Origin of the sequence: Clostridium putrefaciens (assembly GCF_900461105.1) — a bacterium.
In the GTDB taxonomy this organism is placed as follows: domain Bacteria; phylum Bacillota; class Clostridia; order Clostridiales; family Clostridiaceae; genus Clostridium_L; species Clostridium_L putrefaciens.
In genome coordinates this window covers 668,286-690,581 of sequence record NZ_UFWZ01000001.1, presented here as the reverse complement: position 1 = coordinate 690,581, position 22,296 = coordinate 668,286, and the positions used below count along the sequence as shown (strand labels likewise).

The 22,296-nt window shown below is 31.4% G+C and carries 17 protein-coding genes; all 17 read right to left on the bottom strand.

What is annotated here, in order from left to right; translation table 11 throughout:
* Nucleotides 1–121 precede the first annotated feature (121 nt).
* Entirely contained in the window at nucleotides 122–1,546 is a 1,425-nt protein-coding gene (locus DY168_RS03015; protein ID WP_115640419.1) for an amino acid permease, read from the bottom strand.
* Nucleotides 1,547–1,580: 34 nt separating this feature from the next.
* Nucleotides 1,581–2,636, bottom strand: coding sequence for a 2,4-diaminopentanoate dehydrogenase (gene ord, locus DY168_RS03010; protein ID WP_115640418.1), 1,056 nt, complete (start codon nucleotides 2,634–2,636; stop codon nucleotides 1,581–1,583).
* Nucleotides 2,637–2,715: 79 nt separating this feature from the next.
* The gene (gene orr / locus DY168_RS03005) at nucleotides 2,716–3,807 is read right to left on the bottom strand and encodes an ornithine racemase Orr (RefSeq protein ID WP_115640417.1); all 1,092 of its coding nucleotides are present in this window, start codon (nucleotides 3,805–3,807) and stop codon (nucleotides 2,716–2,718) included.
* 93 nt (nucleotides 3,808–3,900) lie between these two features.
* Entirely contained in the window at nucleotides 3,901–5,250 is a 1,350-nt protein-coding gene (locus DY168_RS03000) for a GlmL-related ornithine degradation protein (protein ID WP_115640416.1), read from the bottom strand.
* Between the two features lie 26 nt (nucleotides 5,251–5,276).
* Nucleotides 5,277–7,481 (bottom strand): D-ornithine 4,5-aminomutase subunit OraE, encoded by a 2,205-nt coding sequence (gene oraE / locus DY168_RS02995; RefSeq protein ID WP_115640415.1) that lies wholly within the window; start codon nucleotides 7,479–7,481, stop codon nucleotides 5,277–5,279.
* Nucleotides 7,481–7,846, bottom strand: a complete 366-nt coding sequence (locus DY168_RS02990) for an ornithine aminomutase subunit alpha (protein WP_115640414.1) — start codon at nucleotides 7,844–7,846, stop codon at nucleotides 7,481–7,483. The genes oraE and DY168_RS02990 overlap by 1 nt, the downstream gene beginning before the upstream one ends.
* A gap of 10 nt (nucleotides 7,847–7,856) precedes the next feature.
* Nucleotides 7,857–9,269 (bottom strand): 2-amino-4-oxopentanoate thiolase subunit OrtB, encoded by a 1,413-nt coding sequence (ortB, locus tag DY168_RS02985; protein ID WP_115640413.1) that lies wholly within the window; start codon nucleotides 9,267–9,269, stop codon nucleotides 7,857–7,859.
* Between the two features lie 103 nt (nucleotides 9,270–9,372).
* Nucleotides 9,373–9,660 (bottom strand): 2-amino-4-oxopentanoate thiolase subunit OrtA, encoded by a 288-nt coding sequence (gene ortA, locus DY168_RS02980; protein ID WP_115640412.1) that lies wholly within the window; start codon nucleotides 9,658–9,660, stop codon nucleotides 9,373–9,375.
* Between the two features lie 282 nt (nucleotides 9,661–9,942).
* Nucleotides 9,943–11,328, bottom strand: coding sequence for a sigma-54 interaction domain-containing protein (locus tag DY168_RS02975; protein WP_115640411.1), 1,386 nt, complete (start codon nucleotides 11,326–11,328; stop codon nucleotides 9,943–9,945).
* A 77-nt stretch (nucleotides 11,329–11,405) separates the two neighbouring features.
* Nucleotides 11,406–12,263 carry a DegV family protein gene (locus tag DY168_RS02970; RefSeq protein WP_115640410.1) on the bottom strand — a complete coding sequence of 286 codons (858 nt, stop codon included), beginning with the start codon at nucleotides 12,261–12,263 and terminating at the stop codon, nucleotides 11,406–11,408.
* 128 nt (nucleotides 12,264–12,391) lie between these two features.
* The gene (locus tag DY168_RS02965) at nucleotides 12,392–13,765 is read right to left on the bottom strand and encodes an MATE family efflux transporter (RefSeq protein ID WP_115640409.1); all 1,374 of its coding nucleotides are present in this window, start codon (nucleotides 13,763–13,765) and stop codon (nucleotides 12,392–12,394) included.
* A 108-nt stretch (nucleotides 13,766–13,873) separates the two neighbouring features.
* A complete protein-coding gene (locus tag DY168_RS02960) occupies nucleotides 13,874–15,091 on the bottom strand; it encodes an SH3 domain-containing protein (RefSeq protein ID WP_115640408.1) in 1,218 nt (405 codons plus the stop codon).
* A 231-nt stretch (nucleotides 15,092–15,322) separates the two neighbouring features.
* Nucleotides 15,323–16,732, bottom strand: coding sequence for a flotillin family protein (locus DY168_RS02955; RefSeq protein ID WP_115642391.1), 1,410 nt, complete (start codon nucleotides 16,730–16,732; stop codon nucleotides 15,323–15,325).
* Nucleotides 16,733–16,771: 39 nt separating this feature from the next.
* Complete coding sequence (locus DY168_RS02950; protein WP_115640407.1) at nucleotides 16,772–17,311, bottom strand: NfeD family protein; 540 nt, start codon at nucleotides 17,309–17,311, stop codon at nucleotides 16,772–16,774.
* 59 nt (nucleotides 17,312–17,370) lie between these two features.
* On the bottom strand, nucleotides 17,371–19,374 hold the full coding sequence (locus tag DY168_RS02945) for a S9 family peptidase (RefSeq protein WP_115640406.1): 2,004 nt from the start codon (nucleotides 19,372–19,374) through the stop codon (nucleotides 17,371–17,373).
* A gap of 215 nt (nucleotides 19,375–19,589) precedes the next feature.
* On the bottom strand, nucleotides 19,590–20,123 hold the full coding sequence (locus tag DY168_RS02940; RefSeq protein ID WP_115640405.1) for a hypothetical protein: 534 nt from the start codon (nucleotides 20,121–20,123) through the stop codon (nucleotides 19,590–19,592).
* A gap of 213 nt (nucleotides 20,124–20,336) precedes the next feature.
* A complete protein-coding gene (locus DY168_RS02935; protein ID WP_115640404.1) occupies nucleotides 20,337–22,055 on the bottom strand; it encodes a methyl-accepting chemotaxis protein in 1,719 nt (572 codons plus the stop codon).
* Nucleotides 22,056–22,296 lie beyond the last annotated feature (241 nt).

Here is a 22,296-nt window from a genome sequence, read left to right as displayed (position 1 = left end):
TTAAGTATGAAACCCAATAAAAAAGGTACACTTACTAAAAGATATATAATCTTAAAGTAAGTGTACCTTTTTTAGATAAATATAATAAGGTCTAAAATCAAAAGTTTTTTGTACAAATAGTCTAAACGGAAACCTTGCCCATAGCTATAGCAATTATCATGATAATAGCTATTATAACCATAACTATCATAGCCATTTTTTCTTTACTTTCTATAGACTGTTGTTTTTCCTTTTTAGCTTTTATATAAAACCCTATGCCTGTAGCATACATTATAAATGCTAATGCTAAATATGCTACTCCTGCTGCATATATTACATAGGTTGAATATATACAAGCCAATATACATACAGCTTTTTCTTTGATACAATTCTTTTCGTTTTTAAAAGTCTTTAATGCAAACATAGAAGATAATAAGTATGGAATTAATATATTAGTTGTAGCTATATGAGTTACTATGTAGTATCCCTTTTGTAATGCTGGTGATAACATACCTAGTAGTATAAGCTGTGATGCAACCATTGAAAATAAAAGTGCATTAACTGGCACATTTTTATCGTTAACCTTTTTAAACCACTTTGGCATTAAATTATCTTGTTTTGCCGGAAGATACAATATTTCTGTGGTTATTAAATTCCAGCAAAGCAAAGCACCTAAAAGAGAAATTAAAATCCCAAGTTTAACTATCATTCCTCCAGCATCTCCTAATGCTGTTTTTGATAAGACTAGTGCTAATGGGGTTTGCGCAGATAATAACTCATTAGCTGGTAAAACCCCCATTGATATTACAGATATCAGCATGTAAAGCATCGCCGTAACAATTAATGCAATTATTGTACTCTTAGCAACTGCATTTTGAGACTTTGCCCTATCTGATAAAACTACTAATCCTTCAACACCTACAAAACACCATAAAATACTTCCCATAGAATCACTTATCTGTTTTCCTAAAGTGACCTCCTTACCATTAGATGCTAAAATAGTCTGCCAGTTTGGTACGTTGAATATATCCGTTGAAAAAACTAACATACCTAATACTATAACTAAAATTAGTGGTATAATTTTAGCTATGGTAATAACTAAATTAAGTTTACCCGCTTCTTTAATTCCTCTTTTTATTAAAAAATAGTAGAACCATAAAAGAATAGATCCAAATATAAAAGAATAAATAGGTGGCATGAAATAATTATCTCCAATTAAGCTATTTATAGTTTTAAAAATTAAAAATATAAAAGCCATATTTCCAAGTAAAGAACTTGTCCAATACCCCCAAGCCGAATTAAATCCTACAAAGTCCCCATAACCTGTTTTAGCATAAGAATAAATACCACCCTTTAATTCTGGTCTTTTATTTGAGAGCATATAAAATACAATTCCTATCATTATAACTCCCGTTACACCTATCACCCATGATATAATAACAGCCAATGGATTTGCGGTTTCTATAAGGTCTATAGGACTATTAAAGATACCAGATGCAATCATAGTTCCTATAGCTAATGGTACTAATAAACTAATTCCCAGCTTTTTATTTTTGTCTTCCTTCATCGATTACAAACATCCTCTACTTTTTATTTTTGTCTTACTTTTTGTCTTTTACAAGATCCCTTACATCTCCAATAATTGCTCTTGGAATTGGTAAATCTAACATGGTTTTAAGCCCTGGCTCTGAATTTATTACTAAAGGAATCATGTTTACACATATAGCAACTGTTGCAATCCCTCCTGGTATTTCCGGTTTTATTTGAAGATTTAATTTAGGAACTCCATTAATGTTTATATAATCTCCTGTTTCAACATCTTCAAGTTCCGGTTTTATTTGTTGCGGATGATCCATAGTAATGAATAACCTTTCACCTAAATCTGCATATCCTAGTTGTCTACATCCTACCACATTTCCTTCTTTAACAGAAACAATTTCTGTAGCTCGTGGAACCTTTGTAAGAATAGGCTCTTTTTCCTGTCTAATGTTATTTAATTTAACACCGAAAGCTTCTTCAATCATTCCAAAGGATTGTAGAAATCCCACATGACCAGCCACAGTATCATCTTTAGCTCCTTTTATAAACTCTTGTTCTTTAAGTCCTATCCCCTGTTCTACCATAACAGCCTTTCCAAAACAAGCTAAATCATTAATTCTAGTTACATTTATATTATCTACTGATTCAGAAACTCCTGTAAGCATTATAACCATTAAATCCATTATAAAGCCTGGATTTACACCAGTTCCAAGTATAGATATATTGTTTTCCTTAGCTATTTTGTCCATTTCCTCTGAAAGTTCTTTATCTAAAGCTTTTGGATAGGACATTTCTTCAGCGGTTGTCACTACATCCATCCCTGCCTCGGCCGCCATTTTTATTAAAGGAAATACTACCTTCGTAAAAGAAGCTGTAGCTATTATACATACTTTTGCAAACCCTTTTTTCATTACATCATTTGCATCATTTGTAACTACGCAGCAATTATCTTCATTTTCTTCTACCCCTAAAACCTCATAAAGTTTCTTTCCTACTTTACTAGGATCCATATCAATAGCTCCTACAATTTGAAATCCTTTTTTATTTAATATCATATTAGCAATGCCACTTCCCATAGAACCAAGTCCAAAAACAACAATCTTTATCTTATCTTTCATAATATACCCCTCCCTTAAAATTGTATTATAGTAATTAATAAGTTTATTAATTATTCCTTTTTAAATATTACCATATTTTTTATATATAGTTGTAAACCTCTTCATTCTTATAAGACTTTTCTATATATGGTGATGTCATTGCTGATAATAGTGTTCCATAGCTTAATTTAAATTCTACTATATCACCTATCTTTAAATCTTCCTTACTATCAGTTACATCTAAAATTAAATGATCACTGCTAGCTCCAAATATGCTTATATTTTCATCTAATGGTTTTAATCCCTCCATTCTTACGTCTTGTTTTCCAAGTGCCACTATGGCCCTCTTCCTTATTCCTTTATCTTCAAATTGTGGTTTCTCTCCAAAAGAATTTAACCCTATATTTCCATTTGGAACTGAAGGCTTATACTTAAGTTCTATTATTTCACTTTTAAGTATAAAGGCATCTTTATAACAATTAGGAATTAATTCACCATAGGCTGTCTCCACTCCAAGCACTATAGATTCTCCGATTCTAAGATTATTAACCTCTTTTGGAATTGTATCATTTATAACCATATATAAGCTACTAGAATTTCCACCCGATATGATAGATAAATCTAAGTTAAAAATATTTTTTATATCATGCTTTAGTCTTATAAGTTTACCTAGATTCTCTGTATCTGGTATTAACCCTCCATAACAGGTTACATTAGTTCCAAGTCCAACTAAATTTATATTATCTAAGGTTATTATTTGTCTTACTGTATCTATTGCATCTTCCACTAGTACACCTTCTCTTAAATCACCAATGTCTACCATAAGCAAAATATCATGTACCTTATTTAATTCTACTGCCGCCATTGATAATTTTTTTATTGTATCAATCTCCGAGTTAAGACTCATATCACTATACCTAACAACCTCGTAACATTCACTTACCATTGGAATTCTAAGTAGAGTCTTTTTACAATTTAAATCTTCCATCTTTTTTAAATTTAATATTCTAGAGTCCGCAAGTTCACTAACTCCACCTTGAAGTATAGACTCTACAATAGGTCTATAGGCACAAAACACCTTAGTTACAGCTGTAACCTTTATATTATTTTTATTACATATAGATACAATTTCTTTTACATTATGAATTAACTTTGATAAATCAGCCTCTAAACAAGGATAAACTTTCCCCATAATAATGCTCCTTTTATATTTGTTTTTATCAAATCAAGTTAAATCAGAAATTATTTTTAAAATCATATAAGTCATTTATCTATTTGATATATCCTAATCTATGCCTAAACTTTGAACTAAAAGTGCTATAGCAGCCTCTTTGTTTTCTTTACTTAAAACTCCAGCACAAGCCATTACATAATCTCTATCTAAAAGTACCTTAGCACCTTTTCTTGGGAGCATTGTTACCTCGTCTTTTAAGTAACGTATACCTCCTAGTAATTCTTCTCCACCTTTTATCCTAGTTAACGCCCCTCCTGTTCCTACTATATAGCTAACCTTTGATAAATCCTTCCCATAAGCTATAAATCCACTTTCGCCTCCATACTTTCTCTTTATTACCCCGGCATGTCTATTTATAGCCACATCCATAGCTTTTCTTGTTAGCATAATACTTGCATTTATATCCTTATTTTCTATTGGTATTGCCTTTATATGTTCCCTCACATATTGTTTAGTAAAGCCATCTAAATCTCTTATATCCATTAAATCTATTACATTTTTACTATTTATAAATACTCCAATATCTCCCTCTACAGTCCTCTTAGCCTTTGGTTCTGGGTTTATAAGCATATCTAAAACCACACTACTACCTTCAGTAACCGAGTGGACATCAGTAGTTGCACCTCCTACATCAAAGACCAAAATGTCTCCTATAATATCATATAAAATCTTTGTGCTTTCCATTACAGCTCCTGGTGTTGGCATTATACTGCCCTTTACCATTTCTTTTATCTTACTCATCCCTGGCGCCTTTATTATATTCTTTTCAAAGGCCTCTTGAATCACCTTTCTTGCTGGCTCCACATTAAGCTCATCTATACCTGGGTAAACATTATCAATTATATAAAGTTCTTCGTTATTTAATATTTCTTTTATTTCTTCTCTATTTTCTATATTTCCACAGTACACTATGGGTTTATTAAAGTTTTCTTTACCTATAAGCTCAGCATTATAAAGTGCTGTTTCTCTTTCACCATAGTCTGTTCCACCTGCAATTATTATCATATTTGGGTCTATATTTCTTATAGCTTTTAGATCACTTTTTCTCATCTTACCCGAAGTAACCATTTTAATTATTCCTCCAGCACCAAGAGCTGCTTCTCTTGCTGCCTTAACAGTCATCTGTTCCATAAGTCCGTGCACCGTTATTTTAAGTCCTCCAGCCGCACTGCTTGTAGCCATTATTTTATCCCATGTTAATGTATCCCCTATTTCTCTTTCAATATGTCTTATTGCATCTTTAAGACCAATAGTCACATCTCCGTCTAAAACCGTAGTACAACTTTCCCCCTGAAATGGAATCTCTACATAGACCCTGCCTTCATTATCCTTTTTTACATTTAAAGCCGTAACTAAAGTAGTGGTGCTACCTATTTCAGCAACTATATAATCAACTTTCAAAATAACACCTCCATTTTAATTGAATTCTACTCATCTTTATTTACATATTCACCTATTAGCTTTTTAATTATAAAAGATGCCACATCTGTTCCATTTGATCCCCTTCCAAATCCAACATCCATACCATTAGCTCTTGCTATTTCATCTGTAACTTGAGTTCCCCCTGAAACAAGTATAAGCTTATCTCTTACCCCCTTTTCAATACAAAGATCATTAAGTTTCTTCATGTTTTTTATATGAACATCATTGTGGGTAATTATAGTGCTACATAATATAGCTACAGCTTTTGATTCTATAGCTGCCTCTACTAGTTTATCTATAGGACATGAAGTTCCAAGATATATAGCTTCTAACCCAAATCTTTCAACTCCACCATGTTTAATATCTATAACCTCTCTTAGTCCTACAGAATGCTCATCTTCACCTACTGTTGCTGCTACAATTTTTACTGGATGTGTCTTAACATAATCTTTCATAATCCCATTTGAAAGTGTTTTTCTCCTTTTTGGAAGAATTAATTCATCACGCTTTATTGGCTCAAAATTACATACTCCTTTAATTTCTACAAGTGTACCCTCTGAGCTTTGAAGCACTTGTTTATGAAGAATCTCCACATCTCTTAAATTCATCCTTTTACCCATTTCAATAGCTGCTGCTTCACTTATTTGTTCATTTTCTGGAATACATAATGTTATTTTTACATATCCATCTTTAGACCATTGAACTTCCGGAACCACTGTGCCATCCTCTTTAACTTTCTCCATTCTTTCTTTAGCATTATCTTTATCATCTAATTCATCTATATATTTAATCTTTGAATGATTACATAGAGTACATTCTTCTATAGCATCACAGGGCTTTTTATATTGCTTTGGTACATTATTATATCCAAATTGTCCACAAACCGGTGCAAAGTAGTCCTCATCCCTTTTTATTATAGTATTAACTGCATCTCCACCATCCATTTTCCTTGAAATACCATCACCATTTCTTTCTGGGTACTCTCCTGAATCTATAAAGAATCCAGAATCTACTGCCTTAAAATATCCACCACATTCAATTATCTCTTCAAGAAATAATATGGCTCTTTCTTGTATCTCTCGTACTTTTTCTGGTAAATATCCTGTTTCTTTAAGTTCTACCATATCCATTAGACCATCCATACCTAAAAAAGCTTGCTTAGCTGTATTTACAGCATGAATATTATTATAATGCCAAGGCACATTTCTTCCCTCATCAGGGGTTATTGTACTTTGAATATCTACTGATGTTAATTCTGATATTAAAAGGTTTAGGGTATGTCCAACTGTTGCTTCTCTTTCACAGGATTCTATATATTTAGTGTTCATTTGAGCTCTCATTTTATACTTTTTGAAAAACTGCCTAAGTGCTACTGCGTAAGGTAGATCGTATCTCATACAAGGAGCCGGTGCAGAAGTCGGTGGCACCGTTGAAAGTGCTATATTCTCTGGCTTTATTCCAACCATTTCTGAAAACTTTGAATTTATAGCGTGTTGAACCATAAGTTCTGGCATCACATTATATCCCTTCATAGCTGTAGCATTAGCGTTATGAGCTCCATCTATTTGAAGCATATCTACATAAGCCATTATATGCTTTGCTGTTGCAGCGTCTACAAAGGATCTAAACATATTTATATTCCTATAAAGAACATTATATTGAGGATCTTGATGTGCCCCGTTAACCCCCTCTTCTGCAAACATAACAGCTACATCCGGCCCAGCTACCCCAGATACATAAGAGTGAAAGTTAATCTTCCTTCCTACTTCTTCTTCTATTAAATCTATGGCTTTTCTTGTAGCCCTAATCTCCTTTCTCGTAATAGGTACGCCACCTATGCCTTCTGGACTTCCTTCTATTAATCCATCAAAATGACTTTGTCCTGCAGTTCTTATAACCATTAAATGATCTGCACCATGCCAAGCTGCCATTCTCATTCTTCTTATATCATCTTCAAACCTACCTGAAGCAATTTCCGTTGTAATAACAGCCCTTGGTTGTGGATCTATCCCCTCAAAACTTCTTGCAGCCGGGAGTGGATGACTTTTTTTCAAAGGAGCTGATATTTCTTTGTAACTAAACTCTCCAACCTTTCCATCCACTACCTCTTCCCTCCAATGCCATCCTCTCCATTTCGGCTCATACTTATCTAAATCCTTTAGGATTTCTTCAATATTAAGCTTTTTGTTCTGCTCTAATCTTTCTACCATTATCTATCCCCTCCCTTCATCTCTTTTAAAATCATATCCCATCCTATACCTTTAGATAGTTCTTCTCCTGCTTTAAGATAAGAAATATCTCGAAGCCTTCCATAGGTTAAAACCACATTACCTATTCCTTTTGAAAGAAGGTTCCACTTTGTACCATAATCAATTATAGGTTTTGCTTCAATACTTGAGAATCCCATCCTTAAAAGCACAGATCGTTCAATAGCTGGAGATGTATAATCATGCCCAAGTTCCACCATAGGTTTAACTATCTCTTCTGTAAGACTCCAAAATCTTTCATACAACTCATCATTATTTAAATGCTTTAAATGTTCCCTTCTTTCCTCGAAATCGTTTTCTCTTTTCATTGTAATCCTCCTAATCTATTTCAACGTTGTGGAATCTTAATATTTGTGCTACTTCATTTTTTGACATCTTAGTTTCTTTACATAAAAATTCTACATCAACTTCTCTTACCTGATCTTTTCCTAGCCTTTTGATCATGTTCTTAATATAAGAACCTCTCATATTATCCATATCTACATCTATAACTGATACTAAAGATGGACTTGAAGGTATAACTATGTTTTCTCCCGGAACCTGATCTTTTGGATCACCAATAAAAACCTTAATTCCATTTTCTTTTGCAAAATTAAGTTGAGGTATTAAATGTTTACCTGCCCCTGTATACTCAGTTTCTTGAACAATTATTATGGCGTCATCATCATATTCTTGACTTATGGAAAAGGCAGCCGAAAGGGATGTGTTACCTGCCGGACCTCTTTCAAGGCCCTCAATTTGAGCTAGTATTTCAGTCATCCAAAATACTTCTCCTTGAGTTATAGTAACGTATCTATCTAAGTATCTTAATGGTCTTGCAGCACTTCTTGGAACGTCCGACCTATCTGGATATGTGAGAAATGGAATACCAAACCCTGTATGACCTGTGGTGAAAGACTTTTTATTGAAATCTATATCCGATGCCATATGAAGACCAGAAAGATCCACAGATGCCCCTATAATCTTGGTATTTAAGGCTCCTGCCTTAATAAGACCTCTTGCAGTCCCCGTTACATTTCCCCCACCTGCATGAGTTGCTATAACAGCCTCTGGGTACTTTCCAAATCTTTCATTACATTCTTTTGCTATTTCATCTCCTAAGGTTTCTATACCCGCTATTCCATAAGATGAATATAGTGATGCATTATAATACCCTGTATCTTCAAGTATCTTTAAATAAGCATAAAATAATTCTGGACCTACGGTAAGTCTAATGACTTCAGCTCCATAGCCTTCACATTTTCTACCCTTTTCTAATATTTCAGGTTGTCCAACTTTTCTTGAGTCATAACATTCATTAGCTATTATACATTTAAGTCCCCTAATATTAGCTTGAGATGCCACCGCAGCTCCATAGTTTCCTGAAGTTGCAGCTCCTACACCTTTGTATCCTCTTTTCATAGCATCATATACCGATATTGATGCCCTCCTATCCTTAAAGCTTCCAGAAGGATTACAACTTTCATCTTTTATAAATATCCTAGCCGCCCTTCCAGTTTTAGAACACTTTCTAGCAAGTTTTGTTATATTTTTAAGTTCTAATAAAGGTGTGTTTCCAACCCCAACTTCTCTTTGTATATCCCTTACTTCATTTAATGAATATCCTACATCTTCCATTAACCATTCATAATCAAAAGAAAGATTTCCTGTTTCATATTTTTCGAAATTGATCCCTACAGACTTAAGCATTATTTCATTTTTTCTTTCCATAAGCTTTTCATATTTATTCATCTGTCCCTTATGCCCCCTTTAAAAAAATTATTAAACTTCTAATTAAAATGAGCCCATACATACATTTATTAATATGTTCATACGTTATATTTTATTTAACTACTTATTTAATCATCTCTTTTGCTTGAATTCCTATCCTAGATATTTCACTTACGTACTTACCATAAGTATGATAATATCCTGGCTCTACCTCTACAACTACGCCTTTGGCAATTCTCCCTATATTAGTTTTAACCTGTACATATTCACCTAGGTCACAGTCCTCCATGCAATACCCACGTATCCAGCACTTAAGAGGGGTAGCTTTAGTTTCAATTGGTATGTTACTAGCCCTATCGTCTACTTCTAAAACTACTTCTTCAATTTCAATCCATGTTCCCTTTCTTATCATATCTTTCACCTACCACATTTTATATTTTAAGCTTTAAATATTTTATTGTTCCATTTAATTTATTATAGCAATTTTTATGCCAACTAAAGACACCTGTATCTAGGCCATTTCCTAAATACAGGTGTCTTTACTTGCACATTTTTTTGCTACTATGTTTTTCTCATACCACCCTTTTCTTAAAATTCTGTATATTTAGCCTTGTATATCTCCTGCATTTTTTTTTGCATATAAAGCAAGTTTTTTTGCATGTATATGATATTTTAAGCTTTAACATAATATACCTTAATTAATATTATATTTTTTTATCTTATATTGAAGTGTTTGCCTTGAAATTCCTAGTTTTCTTGCACTTTTACTTATGTTACTGTTATTTTCATATAACACCTTACATATTATCTTTTTCTCAATATTAGATATATGTTCTTCTAAATTAAAGCTACTCTCTTCTTTAGATGTGGTATAAGAAATATTATTATTAGCATCTTTTAAATCTTTATTTATTATTCTATTATCAAAGTGATTTTGTGTGAGGATTGAATTGTATTCCGCCATATTTATAGCAGACTCTATTACATTTTTAAGCTCTCTTATATTGCCTGGCCAATTGTATTTTAAGAGCTTATTTAGCATATCTTCATCTATTCCTCTTATATTCTTATTCAAAATCTTGTTATATTTTAAAATTAACTTTTCTACAAATATAGGGATGTCCTCTTTTCTTTCTCTTAGGGAAGGTATATTTATCCTAATTACACTTAACCTATAATAAAAGTCTTTTCTAAGCTTACCACTTTCTATAAGCTTTTCTGGATCTTCATTTATTGTTGCTATTATTCTTACATCAATATCTACTGTCTTATTACTTCCAATAGGTCTTACCTTTTCCTCTTGAAGTACTCTCAAAAGTTTGGATTGAAGATATGGTTCTAAAGAATTAACTTCATCTAACAATATAGTCCCGTGATTTGCCTCCTCAAATAGCCCCTTTTTATTTTCTGCACCCGTAAATCCGCCCTTTTCTGTACCAAAAAGCATGCCTTCAAGTAATGTTCCAGGGATAGCTGCACAATTTATAGCTATAAAAGGCTTATTCTTTCTTAGACTACCATAATGAATACTCTGGGAAAAAACTTCTTTACCTGCACCAGTTTCTGCATATATTAGCACAGTGGAATTTGATTTGCTAGATCTTTTAGCCTTTTCTATTGCATCTTTCATAGCTGCATTATTTCCGTATATATCTTGAAATGTATAGTGCTTTATATTGTTTCCTTCTAAATTTTGTAGTCTATATATCTTTTCTGTAAGTTCTTCTAATTGAGTTGTATCTTTTGCTATTTCAATTACACATATAGTTTTGTTATCCAAAACTAAAGGTATTGTTGTATTTATAGTTGTAACCCTTTTCCTATGACCACTATCATAATGTTGTATCAAATCTACAATTTTTTCACCGCTTTTTAATGAACTCATTATGGTAGACTCATGATCTTTTACCTCTTTTAAATATTCATTTACCTTTTTTCCTAAAACCTTACTTTGATCTATTCCTTCAACCTTGCTCATAACACTATTATAATATATAGTCTTCCCATTAGAGTCTACTATATGAATTCCTTCATCTAAATTTTCTAATAAACATTGTAATATATGTTCTGCGTTAGACAACTAAAATTCCTCCTCTTATGCTATTTAATAATAGGTTTAAAATACTCCATATTACTTAAATGAAGTATTTTAAAGGTTTATTTCATATCTCTTTTAGTGTAATAAACTATGCCCATAGCCTTAGGTCCTACATGCATTCCTATTACAGGTCCTATATCACATATATCAATGTCTATATTTATCTTTTCTTTTATTATATGAGCCAATTTAATTGCCTCATCTTTGCAGTTTATATGATGGATTACTACTTCCCCTATTCCATATATATTAACATCGTGAACCATATTATCCACTAATGTTAATAAGGCCTTTTTCTTAGTTCTTATTTTAGTTAATACCGTTGTCTTACCGTCTTCCACTGTTAAAATAGGTATTATCTTAAGTACATTTCCGATAATACTGCTGGCACCACCGATTCTTCCACCTTTTCTTAAATACTCAAGATTATCTGGTATAAACAAAAATTTACTTCTTCTCATATTATCTTCTGCTATCTTTTTAACTTGTTCTAACTCTTTTCCCTCTTTTGCAGCTCTTGCAGCTACAATTACCGCAAATCCAAGTTGCATTGAGTTAGACTTAGAGTCTAATATATCTATGTTTGCATCTTTATATTCTTCTAAAATCATATCTTTAACCATATTAGCCGTAGAAAATGTTCCACTCATATGGGAGGATAAAAATATACATAAAAGACTATTCCCATTTTCTACAACTTTTTTCATTTGATCATACATATCATTAACACTAGGTTGTGAGGACGTTGGAATTCCTCTTTCATCCATTATATTATAAAAGTCTTCATTTTCCATGTCCCTTTCTTTATAACTCTTGTCGTCAAATATTATATTTAAAGATACCATATTTATGCTTAACTTATTTAGAATACCTTTAGGTATATAACTTGTGCTATCAGTTAAAATTTCTACTGCCATTAATCTCTCTCCTATTTATGAAATATTTCGATAAAAAATCTTCAATTAATATATCAATTCTAACATACTTTTTCTTTAAGGTGCATAAACTTTTGCGCTTATTTTTAAATCTCCACTTCCAGTTCAATTTACATATGAATCTTTGTACTTGCACCATCTACTAAATTTCTTTTATAAAATATGTAAAAACATATACTTGTTGTTATAGCTGCTAAAACATCTGATATAGGTTCAGCTAGTAATACTGCCTTAAGCTTATCTTCAAAAAATATAGGAAGTATAAATATAAGTGGTATTAATAGCACAACCTTTCTAAGCAGAGCCATAATTAAAGATATTTTTGCTTGCCCTAATGCAAGAAATGTTTGCTGACAAGCTATTTGAGCTCCAAACAGTAAAATTCCTGAAAAGAATATTCTTATGCTCATAGATGTAATTTGCAAAAGTTCTGATTTATTATTAAATATAGATACGAAGACTTTTGGAAATAACATTAGTAATCCCCACATAATTATGGTATAAGTTATGCAGTTTATAAATAATATCTTGAAAGTTTTCTTTACTCTATGTAAATTCCCGGCCCCATAATTGTAACTTATAATAGGTTGTGCCCCTTGAGATAGGCCTATTATAGGGAGTGTTACTATTTGCATAATACTGCTCATTATAGTCATAGCACCTACAGCTAAATCTCCACCATAAACTTGAACTTTATTATTTAAAACTATCAAAACTATGCTTTCAGTAGAATGCATTATAAATGGAGGCACCCCTAGAGCAATAATAGATAAAACTATATTTAAATCTGGAACCAAATACTTCCTCTTAATTTTAATGATGCTTTTATTTCCAATCAAAAAATGAAATACCCATAAAGCTGAAACAACTTGAGCTATTATAGTTGCTAAAGCTGCGCCCTTAACCCCCATATCAAATACAAATATAAATATAGAATCTAATATTATATTTATAACAGCACCTGTTATTACTGTAGCCATACCTATTTTAGCAAACCCCTGGGTATATATAAAAGTGTTCATTCCTGGTGCTATTTGCACAAATATGGTACCTACAAGATATAAATTCAAATAATCTAAAGCAAAGTTAATAGTTGCTTCACTGGCACCAAAAGCCCAAAGTATAGGCTCTTTAAATATCATAAACAATATAGTTAAAATAGTTCCTAATATTAATAACATAGAAAAACTATTTCCCATTATCTTTTCTGCAGCTGTATTATCACCTTCACCCATTTTAATAGCTGCAAGTGGAGCTCCCCCCATACCTATAAGCGCACTAAATGCTGATACTAGCATGATAATTGGGAAAGCTATTCCAACGCCTGCCATGGCTATATCACCACTAGGCATTCTACCTATAAAGATTCTATCTACTATGTTATACAAAACATTTACAAGTTGTGCTACAATAGCTGGCAAAGCTAGTCTTAACAAAATCTTTCCTACAGATCCTTTACCTAAATCTGTTGACTTTTTGTTCAATCCATCATCTCCTTTATAAGTAAAACCTTGATAATAACATTAATACTTTCAACATAATATTTATATTTATTATATAAGACCACTACTTATATTCATATTAAGTTTAAATCAGTTCCAGTAACTTCCTAAGTCAGAGTTTGGTATTATTAATATCTTTGGGTTTTTATTTGGATCTACCCTAGTTATTATATTTCTCATTGATGTTTCATCCATAGAGACGCATCCCCCTGTAGATCCATTCCCATTGCAGTGTAAAAATATTGCTCCACCTTTATCTTGAACTTGCCCATTATTATAATCTGTAACTAAGGCATACTTGTACTGAGTTGGATAGCTTGCTAGATGTTCATAATCACCACCTGGATTATTATATATAAGTCTATTATATGTGGAACTACCACTATTCAAATCCCAATACATCTCATTATTTACTTTAGTGTAAGAATATTTTGTTCCTGGGTTATTTGCAACTCCAAAAGCTGAAATTATATTTATAACTCCGGCTGGAGTCTTATTTGTAGACTGTTTCCTATTCGATATATATGCTAATCCATTACTTCCAAGCCTTCCCGATGTTTCGGTTATCACATTCCAGTCTTCACCGGCCTTTTCATAAAACTTTATATTGCAATAACTTGTGCCCATTCCTTTTGTAGTAACTAAAATTACCTGTGTTGAATTTGAAAAGGCTTGGTGTTTGAATCCCCTTTTATAATCTGCACTTGAACTACTAGGTACAGTACTATTATCATTTAACTTTTTGTCAGCCTTTATATTATTGTCTATTTTTTCAGCCCTTTTCTTCTGCTCTTTACTCTTCTTCTTTTCATCTTCATCTTTCTTCTTTTGTTCATCATCTTTCTTCTTCTGTTCATCATCTTTCTTTTTATCTTCTTCAGTGTACTTTTCTATATATTTAGCACTCGCCCAGCCTTCCTTTTCATTATATCTAATTTTATACCATCCATCTTGCTCACCAAATACCTGTAGTATACTTTTTTCTCCTATTGCATATTCAATATCTCCATTTGGTACATTTCTGAAATTAATCTTTGTAATAGTCTTGCCCATAAAATCTTTTTTAATAAATTCAGGTTCTACTTTTAAGTTGTCTTCTTTATCATTTATATTTACTTCTTCAATAGATGTTTCGTTTTCTATAAAACTTTCTTCAGCTAAATTGTTTTTCTCCTTAGAAGTCCCTACCCTATGTTTATTCACTATAAATAAACTTAAAGTTATTCCTATACCTGCTAATATAATTATTAAAAAAGCGATTATACCAGTTTTTTTATTCTTTAATAGTCTTATTATCTTTTTACTCATACTCTTATTCCTCCTTTGTTTTTATACGAAATTAATTTCATATATACATCATTTGTCATTGCCATTAATTAAGTTTTGTGTTATTATAATATTGCAGTTGGTACGAATAGTGCTAATTACTTGGAGCCTAGCTTTCCTTCGCCGGTAGCTAGGCTCCTTCATTTTTTCTAAAATAGAGTTCTTAGCTTTTAATAAAAAAATAGACCTGATTTTCACAGGTCTATTCTAAAATTACCCTTCTATATCCTGTTCATTTATACTATTTGCTTCTATGGCTTTACTATAAGTTTCTTCAATTTCTTTTGCATCTTCTTTTTTTCCTATGCCTTGAAGAATGCTTAGTAGATCTATTCCCGTAGTAGCCTTTACTGTTTCTGGTACCTTAGTCATTATATCTGTAACATAACCTGCTACCCTTGAAGCTCCCCCACCATTTTCTCCTTTTCCACCATCTATTATTACTATCTTTTCTGTTTTAGATAGTGGCTCTGCTATTGCTCTTGCTAACTCTGGTAACTTTTCTACTACCATTTGAAGTACGGCCGCTTCACTATATTGTTTAAATGCCTCTGCTTTTTTCATCATAGCTTCTGCTTCTGCCTTACCTGTTTCCCTTATAATATCTACTTTTGCCATACCTTCTAGCCTCATAGCCTCTGATTTAGCCTGACCTTCTAGCTTTATGGCTTCTGATTTTGCCTGCGCTTCTTGTATTGCTTGATATTTATCTGCTTCTGATGACCTCTTTACGGTAGCTTCTAATTCCTTTTCTTTTCTTAATGATTCTTGCTCTGCAAGTTCTATCTCTTTTTGCTTTCTGATTATTTGAACCATCATTTCTGTTTCTGTAACTTCTTTTTTTACCTTATTTCCTTCTATTTCATAAGCTAAATCAGCCATAGCTTTAGAAGTTTCTTGGTCTTTTCTATAAGATTGAACTTTAAGTTCTTTATTTTTTACAGATTCAGCAACAGAGGTTTCAGCTATAAGCCTTGCTGCTTCTCCTGCTCTAAAGGCTTCTGATGTTCTTATTTTAGTTTCTTTTTGAGCTTCTGCTTCAGCTATTTCAGCATCTCTTTTAACTTCAGCAATTCTCCCCTTACCTAAAGCTTTAAGATATCCGTTTTCATCTGAAATATCTCTTATAGTAAAGGTCTTTATCTCAAGTCCCATTTGATCTAAATCTATTGCAGCAACTTCTTGGACTCTAGCTGCGAACATTTCTCTATCCTTATAAATCTCTTCTATAGTCATCTTAGACACTATTTCTCTTAGCTTACCTTCAAGCACATCTTTAGATGTGTCTTTAATTATAGCTATTGTTTTATCTTCATTTCCAGTGTTAAATTGCTCTACTGCTGAAAGTACAGACTCATGATCAGATTTAACCTTTATAACCGAAACTCCATCTGCGCTAATTCCAACACCTTGTCCTGTAAGTGCATTGCCTATTCTAACTTCAATTTTCATATTTTCTAATGATATTTTATCTGTTCTTTCTAATATAGGAATTACTATTCCTCCGCCACCTGAGATTACCCTTTTCTTAAGTCCTGTAACTACTATAGCCTTATCTTGAGGAACCTTCTTCCACATTGAAAGTATTATTCCAATAACTATTAGTATGATTACACCTATCATTATTTGCGGTATATAATTTTCCACAAACCTTCCCCCTTTTTATTTAGATTCATTTTGTACATCAAAGGTCATAACAAAGAATGTATTTTCCTTGATTTCTTTTATAATAACTTTTTCACCTACAGGTATTTTAGTAGCCCTAATGCATCTAGCTGGAGATGAATACTTATTTCCATTAGCTACATAAGTTATAGATCCAACTTTACCTTCTAAAATAGTTTCTATAACAAAGGCTTCTGACCCTATAAGGTCTTTCCTTTTTACCGAACTAGTATTTTCAGCTTTTAATAAATTAACTATAACAAACCTCCATATAAAAAACGCTGAACATATTCCTAGAACTGTGGCAATTAAAATAGTATATTTCCATCCATTTCTTATACCTATAAGCCCCATACCTCCAAATACTGTTGCGAAAACTGCCAATACTGCTGGTCTCATTAAAGATATAAATGGAAACTCAAAATTCAAATCAATACTGCCACCAATATTAAATATATCAAATATTCCTCCTAATATTACTGATAAAATCGAATAAATTATACCTATAAAAAAACAATAATAAAATACCTTCTCCATGATTACCTCTAAAATACATATTTTATATATATTATACCATATCTTTTTATTAGTTACCCTTACTTTAAATAATGATCAAACCAATTTATTATTTCCTTAAGCCTTCTCATCCTGTGGGCTGGCTTTCCACTTCTGCTTAATTCATGATTTTCTCCTTTAAATAAGCACATCCTTGAATCTACCCCATGATATTTAAGTGCACTAAACATCTGAAGTGCCTCAGCCATCCAACATCTATAATCCTCATCAGAATGAATAAATAATGTTGGTGTCTTAACTTTATCTGCATATTTAAGAGGGGAATGCCACCATAACTTATCAGCATTATTCCAAGGTGTACCACTTTGCTGGTCATCTACAAAGTAATATCCTATATCTGTAGTACCAAATTTTGATATCCAGTTAGATATACTTCTTTGAGAGGCCGCTGCTTTAAATCTATCTGTATGACCTATTATCCAGTTAGTCATAAATCCGCCATAGGACCCACCAGTTACGCCAACTCTATCCTTATCTATGTTTTCATATTTATTTAAAACTTCATCAGTAAACTTCATTAAGTCATCATAATCAATACTACCATACTTCCCTCTTATATCTGAAAATTCATTTCCTTTTCCATCGCTTCCTCTTGGATTACAGAAGAATACAAAATATCCTTCACTCGCAAAGTATTGCATCTCATGGTAGAACACTTCACCATAAACAGTTTTAGGCCCTCCATGAATATCAAGTATAGCAGGATATATTTTCTTTTCATCAAAATCTGCAGGCTTTAGTACCCATCCATCTATTATAACTCCATCTTCTGTTTCTACTTCTAACTTTTCAATTTTAGAAAGGCTTATTTCTTTATTAACCCATTCATTAAAATCAGTTAATTGTACTTCTTTTTTATCTCTTAAACTATATAGTTCTTGAAGCTTTAAATCTCTTAATCCAATAAATAGTATTTCTTCTCCATTTACTGCATAACTATCTACAGAACCATTAGTTTCTATGATCTTTTCTATGTTTCCTTCTAAATCTATTATATTTAAATGAGAACTGTACCTTTCTGTTGTTATAAAGTATAAATGATCTTTATATTTTTTAAATCCCGCTCCTCCTCCATACCTAGCATCAGAACCTACAGAATTCCATGTGCTAGTTTCGAAGTCAGGTGTTATACAAATACACTTTTTAGTCTCAGTATTGATTTTATAAAACTTAGCATTTTCATTTATACCGTACCTTTCCATGTCACTTCCCATTAAAATAATAGTATCGTCCTTCATAAAGTTTACATAAGAATAAGAAAACTTTTCGTCTTTTGTTAACTTATCTATATTTTCGCTTTCAATATCATAGGTATAAACATTATCTATCATTGATAACATATCTTTAAAATCATTTGCAACAAATACTACCTTTGATTTATCTTCATTTAAATTAAAACTTCCAACAGTACTTATCTCCTCAGTTATTGCCTTACATTTATTACTTCCTATATCATAAATATATAGCCTGTCCCTCTTTTTGTTAGTAAATCCACTACCATTACTCCAAAATGGAATTTCATCTATTACCTGATAGTCCTTTTCTTCTTTTCTTTTCTTTAATTCCTTTGACTTTTCTTCATCACTTAATCCATCTAAATTAAATTCCATTGGATTATATTCTGCTGTAAATATAAATTTATCTTCCCTAACTTCTTTAATGCTTCCTACTCTTAGAGGTACTCTAAATAACTTTTCAGCCTCTCCTCCATGAATATTTATCTTATAAAATTGAGTAAAAGCCCCACCATCTTTTAACCTTTTCTTATCCTTGTCATCTCTAACACTTGAAAATAATATATTTTCTCCATCTTCTAACCATATAAAATTGGATTCTTTATCAAATGAAGTGAGTTTCCTATACTCACCACTTCCCTCATTATATAACCATAGATTAGATGAATACTTATTATCCTCGACATTTGATTCATGCATAACAAAGCAAGCAAATTTCCCATTAGACGATAAATCAACATTTGATAAAAACTTATATTTAGTAAATTCATCTAAGTTTAACTTTCTCATTTTTATCCTCCTTTTACTAACTTATAATTAGCCCTCTTGCCTTTATTATACTCTATTTTCTTTTACATTTGGAATTCTCATAAGCCAGTTTACTTTAATCTTATTTGATAATAGTGAAAACTGTATCTTTTATATACCAAAAAACCATAAATATAACCTTATTATGCTACATACTAAAAGGTTATATTTATGATTAAAATCTTTTATCTATATATTTATAATATTACCCTACACTTATCTCTAAAAATTTCCTCTAGCTTGTATAAGTTTTTTTCTCTAATATAAAATTTGTTTTCGATTTTCCCTTTAACAGATATTTCAACTAGTCTTCCTCTAATAATTGACTTTTGCTCATAGACTTTAACATAGTTAATTTCACTAAATTTCATATTTTCATAACCAATATAAATAAACTTTTTATTTAACATCATTATACTACTGTTAATAACTAAGAAAATAAGTATTTCTATGAAAAATATTACTAGAATAAGTATTTCGTAAATCATATCAGGGTAAAAATTAAATGTTCTATATCCAGCCTTATAAAGTTTCATATAACTATATATATCTATCATAAACATAATACCCATATATATAATCCACCTTCGGCCTATTTTAAGTCTACTGCTTACATATTTAATTTTATAACCTTTAAATCTTATATGATACACTAGCTTTTTACCTAGATTTAATAGTATAAATATAAAAACTACTAACGTTATAACTATAATACTACTTTTAAATTCCACAGCATCACCCCTATATAATACTTTCCTTATATGTATATTATACACTTCCGTTATTTTTGTATCTACCTTTATGTAATTATTGGTTTGAGTCAAGTAAAAGTGGGCAACTATTTTATTTAATTTATTATCCATTTTATTTTTATAAATTAAAGAGGATATATCATTTAACTGATATATCCCCTTTTTTTAACCAATTTACTTAAAATAGCTTTTTTATATTTTAAACTTATCTACTTCTATTTTAAGTTTATTAGCAACTTCTTTTGATTTCTCTGTTTCCTTTGTTATCTCTAAAGACCTTTGTGTTATGTATATTGTCTTTTCAGCAATGGTTCCTGTACCTTCTGCCCCTTCATTAGAAGCTTGTGCTACTTGCTCTATAGTTTTTATAATTTCCTCGGTAGAAGCTAATAACTCCTGTGATGTTAAACTGAAATCTGTTACTAGTTCATCAATTAAATTAGCGTCTTCACTATACATCTGTGCCACACTTGCCATATTATCGTAATCATTTCCAACATCTACAGACATAAACTTAAGTAACTCATTAGAACTATCCGACAAATCATTCACTGATTTAGTAACCTTTCCTGTCACATTTTGTATTTCAATTACGGTGTCTTTTGATTGTTCTGCAAGCTTTCTTATTTCTTCTGCAACTACTGAAAACCCTCTTCCTGATTCTCCTGCTCTAGCAGCTTCTATAGCCGCATTCAAGGCTAAAAGATTAGTTTGAGAAGTTATTTGCATAATTGACTCAGATAATATATTTATTTGCTTAACTACTTTTGAATTTTCTATAGCCTTTTCTAATGACTCTTTATTATTTGAAAATATAACTGACATCTTTTGTTGTGATTCTATAACTTCACTTTTTATATCAATTGCCCTTTTACTTATTCTTGCAGCAGAAACCGCTCCATCTTGAGCTCTATTTGCAATAGATTGTACAGCCCTTTCTATTTCTTCTGAAGATGCATTCATCTCTTCTGAAGATGCTGCTGTTTCTTCCATTCCAGCTGAAAGTTCTTCTGTTGTTGCTGAAACTTCTTCTATATTAGCATTAAGATCACTTACATTTTGTAATGTACTATTAACTATAGACTCTATATTACTTGACTCTATCTTTAAAGATCTTATTAGTTCTGTTAACGATTCTTTCATCAATACCATAGATTTACCCATAATACCAATTTCATCTTTTCTTTTATTAAAGATTTCAGGAACTTCTAACGTTAAGTCTCCTCTAGATATTGTATTTAAGTATTCTACACTTATTTCCAAAGGTTTTACAATAGATTTAGAAATAGTTAAAGAAAGTATAATTTCAATAGCTATAGTAACTACCATCATAATTTGAAACAAAGTTACAACCCTTTTAAAGTTTTCTTTATTTCTATCATTAATATCTTTAGCGCTATCAGAACTGTATGTTGCCAGTTCTATAGATTCCTCTTGGAATTTTTCTCCTATTTCTTCAACCTCATAGTATTTTACTAACGCTTCCGCAGTATTACCATCTAGCGCTAGCTTTATTGCTTGATCTGTTCCACTTGAATATTTTTGAAACCTACTTTCGATACTAGCAACTCTTTGTTTTTCAAATTCATCCATATCATGGTCTTTATATTTTGCCCAAGTTTCATGAAACTTTTTAGTTCTCCTTTCTAAGTCTTTTATATTTTTATTTTGTACTTCTTTATCATCTGTACGTAACATTATGTAATATATATCCGCTTCCATAGCTCTTGCTTGGGTCCTATTTTCATTTATATATTGTATTGGAATTAAGTTCTCAGAATATAGTGATGTCATATTCTTGTTTGACTTTGATATATATATGTACCCCGCAAATCCAATAATACAACACAATATAGTCATTAATGTAGATAATAAAAATATCTTATCTCTTACCTTTAAATTATTAAACATTTTGTCCTCCTCAATAGTGATTATTTATACTATACAATAAACCATTACCCCATAACCTTTTAAATTTTATCTAAACTTTAGGTTTATTTGTATATTATGATTTTAGCCTGTTACATTTTATCATGTTATGTCATATGATGTAAAGAATTGTGTTACATTACTTTTAGTAAATAAAAAGTAGCTATTATTTTTATTTAACTTATTACCTATGTGTTTATTCAAAATCAAAAGAGTCCATATC

What these genes read in the sequence shown, in the direction of transcription:
- DY168_RS03015 (WP_115640419.1), bottom strand. Translation starts at nt 1,546, where the DNA reads ATGAAGGAAGACAAAAATAAAAAGCTGGGAATTAGTTTATTAGTACCA.
- ortA (WP_115640412.1), bottom strand. Translation starts at nt 9,660, where the DNA reads ATGATAAGAAAGGGAACATGGATTGAAATTGAAGAAGTAGTTTTAGAA.
- DY168_RS02935 (WP_115640404.1), bottom strand. Translation starts at nt 22,055, where the DNA reads ATGTTTAATAATTTAAAGGTAAGAGATAAGATATTTTTATTATCTACA.
- oraE (WP_115640415.1), bottom strand. Translation starts at nt 7,481, where the DNA reads ATGGTAGAAAGATTAGAGCAGAACAAAAAGCTTAATATTGAAGAAATC.
- orr (WP_115640417.1), bottom strand. Translation starts at nt 3,807, where the DNA reads ATGGGGAAAGTTTATCCTTGTTTAGAGGCTGATTTATCAAAGTTAATT.
- DY168_RS02960 (WP_115640408.1), bottom strand. Translation starts at nt 15,091, where the DNA reads ATGAGTAAAAAGATAATAAGACTATTAAAGAATAAAAAAACTGGTATA.
- ord (WP_115640418.1), bottom strand. Translation starts at nt 2,636, where the DNA reads ATGAAAGATAAGATAAAGATTGTTGTTTTTGGACTTGGTTCTATGGGA.
- ortB (WP_115640413.1), bottom strand. Translation starts at nt 9,269, where the DNA reads ATGAATAAATATGAAAAGCTTATGGAAAGAAAAAATGAAATAATGCTT.
- DY168_RS02955 (WP_115642391.1), bottom strand. Translation starts at nt 16,732, where the DNA reads ATGATAGGTGTAATCATACTAATAGTTATTGGAATAATACTTTCAATG.
- DY168_RS02970 (WP_115640410.1), bottom strand. Translation starts at nt 12,263, where the DNA reads ATGGCAGTAGAAATTTTAACTGATAGCACAAGTTATATACCTAAAGGT.
- DY168_RS02990 (WP_115640414.1), bottom strand. Translation starts at nt 7,846, where the DNA reads ATGAAAAGAGAAAACGATTTCGAGGAAAGAAGGGAACATTTAAAGCAT.
- DY168_RS02945 (WP_115640406.1), bottom strand. Translation starts at nt 19,374, where the DNA reads ATGAGAAAGTTAAACTTAGATGAATTTACTAAATATAAGTTTTTATCA.
- DY168_RS02950 (WP_115640407.1), bottom strand. Translation starts at nt 17,311, where the DNA reads ATGGAGAAGGTATTTTATTATTGTTTTTTTATAGGTATAATTTATTCG.